We start from the raw sequence: 1,402 nt of genomic DNA, 5'->3' as shown, positions 1-1,402 counted from the left end.
GGGTTATTCCGCAACAGCAGAAAAAGAGAACGCCATTGTTTTAGGTTCTTCTGCAAAAGCAAGCGTTACGGGTGGTGTTGCTATAGGAGCAAATTCTTTTGTTGATACGGCTGCTGGTATTGCTGGTTATAGCCCTATGCAAAAAGATGAAAGTCAAAAAGATGGATCAAAAGATACAAGTTATGTCTGGAAAAGTACGCAAGGTGCAGTCAGTGTTGGTAATATTAAGGAAGGTAAAACTAGACAAATTGTTGCAGTAGCGGCTGGTACTGGAGATACCGATGCGGTGAATGTTGCGCAGTTAAAGGATTTAAAAAATTACGTAGATAAAGCAGCGCAAGAGGCTTCTATTATAAAAGGTCTGAAAATTAACACGTTAAAATTAGACTTTCAAGATGCTATAGCTGCTGCTGAAAATTCAATTGCTATTGGGGTTGGCGCAAATACTACAGAAAACGCCAACAGTGCAATTGCTATTGGGGGTGAAGCAAAAGCCAGCGACGAAGATGCGATTGCACTTGGTTTCCGAGCAGAATCTAGTCAATACAGTACGATTGCTATTGGTGAGAGCGCAAAAGTGAGCGGTGGCAGTGCGGTTGGACTTGGTCGTGAGACAAAAGTCAGCGGCATCGCTGCGGTTGCATTGGGTTTTAGGGCACAAGCATCAGCTGGATATGGCGTCGCCTTGGGCTCAAATTCTATAGCTGATGTTGAAGCTGGTGTTTTTGGGTATGATCCTATTAAGAGAGCAAACTCAGCTGAAAATGACAAGGCATGGAAATCCGGCTTTGGTGCAGTCAGTATTGGTGATGTTCAGGGTGGTAAAACCAGACAGATTATAGGTGTTTCAGCTGGTACGAATGACACTGATGCGGTGAATGTTGCACAGTTAAAAAAGTTACAAAAATATGTGGATAAAGGCTGGAATCTGTCTGTTGGCGGTGAAAATACGAAGGTTGTGGGGATAGATGAGACGGTAGATTTAGCTTCTGGAAGTAAAAATTTCGAAATTATCAAAAGCAAAGACGATAATAAGATAAAATTTGATTTAGCAAAGAACATTACGCTAGATAGTGTAACAGCGGGGAAGAATATTTTTGATGCCACGGGATTGAAAATTGCAAATGGTCCGCAAATAACCACTGGTGGTATTGATGCTGGTAATAAAAAGATAACAGGAGTTTCAGAAGGGATTGATGGTACAGACGCTGTAAATTTTTTACAACTTCAAAAAGTTGAAAAAAATATCAAAGAGCAAATAGCGGCCAGTAGCTTTGTTAAACAGGATCCTAAAACGAAACATATCACCATTGGTAAGGAAACAGATGGTGACACAATCAATATTGCCAACAGCCATAGATCTGATAGAATTCTTTCAGGAGTTAAGGCAGCGGAAAAAGGT

The 1,402-nt window shown here is 40.9% G+C and carries 1 pseudogene; it reads left to right on the top strand.

The features are described from left to right. A pseudogene (locus tag B5V81_RS08560) lies at nt 1-1,402 on the top strand (Vomp family autotransporter); the annotation flags it as partial.

Source organism: Bartonella queenslandensis (assembly GCF_018155095.1).
GTDB lineage: Bacteria > Pseudomonadota > Alphaproteobacteria > Rhizobiales > Rhizobiaceae > Bartonella > Bartonella queenslandensis_B.
Note: the sequence above shows the minus strand (reverse complement) of the source record. Positions and strands in the feature narration are given on the sequence as shown.